The following is a 3,049-nucleotide window of genomic DNA, read 5'->3' as shown; positions in this document are numbered from 1 at the left end:
GTTCCCGGGGTTGGTCGATACCGGGGTGGCGGTCGACCTGCAGGTGTTCCCAACCGCCGCAGAGCAGCAGGCCGCGATGGGGCCGGGCCTGCGTCGGCTGCTGCGGTTGTCAGTACCGTCACCGGTGAAATCGCTGGAGCGGGGCCTGGATCCGCGGACCCGGCTGATGCTGGGTACCAACCCGGACGGCACACTGACCGCGCTGCTCGAGGACTGCTGCGACGCGGCGGTCGACGCATTGGCCCCCACCCCGGTCTGGACTCGGACCGAGTTCGAGGCGGCGCGCCAGCGGGTGGCCGGCGAGTTGCCCGCCACCACCCGCGCCGCCGTTGCCCGGGTGGAAAAGGTGCTGGCCGCCGCCCATGAGCTGGAGCTGCTGCTGCCCGCGGAGGTGCCGCCGGCGCAAGCTGATTCGATCGCCGACGTGCGCGATCAGCTGGCTGGGCTGCTGCCGGTCGGCTTCGTCGCGGCAACCGGGATCGGGCACCTGGCCGACCTGGCCCGCTACCTGACGGCGATCGCGCGCCGGCTGGAGCGGCTACCGCACGGCGTCGCGGCCGATCGGGATAGGATGTCGCGGGTGCACGCGGTCGAAGACGCCTATGACGATCTGCGGCAGGCGCTTTCGCCGAGCCGGGCCGCGGCTGCTGACGTCCGTGACATCGCCTGGATGATCGAGGAGCTACGGGTGAGCCTGTGGGCCCAGCAACTCGGGACTGCGCGATCGGTCAGCGAGCAGCGGATTCGACGGGCGATCGACGCGATCAGGCCGTGACTCTGCCCGGACTATGCCGGGACGATGCCGAGCACCCGCAGCATGTCGGGCTTCATCGCTTGCAACTGCGAGCCCCAGTAGGCCCAGCTGTGCGTGCCGTTGGGCGGGAACTGGAACACCGCGTTGCGGCCGCCGGCGGCCAGGTACTTCTGCTGGAACTCCTTGTTGGAGCTGACCGTCAGGTTCTCCAGGAACTGTGCGCTGTAGAGGGTGCCGAAATTGCCGGCGGTGTCGAGGTCCGAGGATGTGCCGCTGCCGTTGTACACCCAGATGGCGGTGTTGTTGGCGACCAGTTGCGGGATGTTCACCGTCGGATCGTTGCGACGCCACGCCGGGTCGCTGGTCTGACCCCACATGTCGGTGGCGACGAAGCCCCCGGCGTCCTTCATCGCGAAACTGATCAGCGTGGGCCACAACCCTTGTGACGGGTTCAAAAAGCCCGACAGCGAGGCGGCGAAGATGAACTGCGCGGGATGCCAGACCGCCAGGTTGAGCGCGGCGCCGCCGGACATCGACAGGCCCACGACGGCGTTGCCGACCGGCGAAACGCCCCGATTGGCGGCCAGCCAGGCCGGCAACTCCCGGGTCAGGAACGTCTCCCACTTGTAGGTGATGGTGCCGCCGTTGTGGCGCGCCGGCTGATACCAGTCGGTGTAGAAGCTGGACTGCCCGCCGACCGGCATCACCACCGAGATGCCGGATTCGTAGTACCACTCGAACGCTGCGGTGTTGATGTTCCAGCCATTGTGATCGTCCTGCGCGCGCAGCCCGTCCAGCAGGTAGAGCGCGCGCGGACCGCCGCCCTGGAACTCGACGCGGATGTCGCGGCCCATCGACGGCGACGGGATGGCGAGCTCTTCAACGGGCAGGCCTTCGCGGGAGAAGCCTGCCAGCACAGGCACCATCGCCGCGGTCAGTATGGCGATGGTGAAACGGGTCCAGGCGCGTGACAGCGTTCGCACACGGGCAAGCTAGCAGCAGTGTTGTTTGGCGGCCTTCGGCCACGCAGTCCGTAATGGCCTCGTTATCAAGGTGATTCCGATCAGACGGCTACACTCCAAACCGTGGGCGATCTGAACCTCGTCGAGATTGCAGTGAGGGACAAGATCGAGCCGATTTCCGTCCCTGGCTTCAATTTCGGTGTGAAGGCCGGTGAGGAACTGCCGGTGAGGAACTTGCGTCAGACCGGCACTCCGTCGGCCACCCGCGGCGCTCCGTCGGTGGATGCGGTGTCCAGCACCATCGCCGCCACCCGGGACCGGTGCTCTTCGGCGCTACCCAACAATGCGGCGTCGGTGAACGCCCGCTTGAAGTACAGGTGCGCCTGGTGCTCCCAGGTGAAGCCGATGCCGCCATGCACCTGAACGGTGTCCTTGGCGATCTTGGTCAGCGCCGCCGAGCAGGTCGCCTGCGCAATGCTGACCGCCAACGCCGGATCATCGGAACCGTCGGTCAGCGCCCACACCGCGTGATAGGCGGTCGAGCGGGCATGCTCGAGTTCGACGAGCAGATCGGCCAGCTTGTGCTTGACCGCCTGGAACGACCCGATCGGTCGGCCGAATTGCAGCCGGGACTTGGCATAGTCCACCGAGAGGTCCAGCAGGTGCTGTCCGGCGCCAACCTGTTCGACGGCCAGCAGCGCCGCGCCCACCGCCAGCGCGTGGCCGATGACCCGCTCGGCCTCCTCCGGCCCGGCAATCAGTCGGCCGGGTGCATCGGTGAACGTGACCGTGGCCTGGGGCCGGGTCAGGTCGAGGGTGGCCAGCGCGCTGCGCTGCACCCCGGACCCGGCCGCGTCGACCGCGAACAGTCCGACGCCATCGGGCCCGTTGGCGGCCACCAGCAGATCGTCGGCGGCCGCGGCGTCGACCACCTGCTCGGCCACCCCGGTCAGTGCGTAACCGTCACCGGAGCGGGTTGCCGTCAACGATATCGACGTCGGGTCGAACTCGCCGGCGGTCTCGGCCACCGCGAACGCCGCGGTACGCCGGCCCTCGACCAGCTCGGTGAGCAGGTCGGTGGGGGTGTCGGACGCGGCGACCAGCGCCGGGATGGCCAGGTACACCGTGCCGAACACCGGCCCGCACGCCAGCACCGCGCCGAGCTCCTCGACCGCCACCGCCTGGTCGATCAGCGAACCGCCGACCCCGCCGGCGGCCTCGGGCACCGACAACCCCAGCACACCGAGCTCGGAGCCGAGCCGCGCCCACACCTTCGGGTCGAACGGCGGATCGGACTCCATCAGCCCGCGCACCGCGGCTTCGTTGAAGTTCT

General features: G+C 68.8%; 3 protein-coding genes. 1 reads left to right on the top strand and 2 read right to left on the bottom strand.

The features are described from left to right. The coding region (locus tag ACN269_RS34545; RefSeq protein WP_421477512.1) for a DUF3418 domain-containing protein at nt 1-775 on the top strand (775 nt) is incomplete at its 5' end. An 11-nt stretch (nt 776-786) separates the two neighbouring features. Here the strand turns inward: ACN269_RS34545 and ACN269_RS34540 are convergent. Then, the gene (locus tag ACN269_RS34540; RefSeq protein WP_421477510.1) at nt 787-1,737 is read right to left on the bottom strand and encodes an esterase family protein; all 951 of its coding nucleotides are present in this window, start codon (nt 1,735-1,737) and stop codon (nt 787-789) included. A gap of 218 nt (nt 1,738-1,955) precedes the next feature. Next, a partial coding sequence (locus ACN269_RS34535) for an acyl-CoA dehydrogenase family protein (protein ID WP_421477508.1) occupies nt 1,956-3,049 on the bottom strand: 1,094 nt, incomplete at its 5' end.

Source organism: Micromonospora sp. WMMD736, assembly GCF_049179015.1.
Lineage (GTDB): Bacteria > Actinomycetota > Actinomycetes > Mycobacteriales > Micromonosporaceae > Micromonospora.
This window is presented reverse-complemented; position numbering and strand designations above follow the sequence as displayed.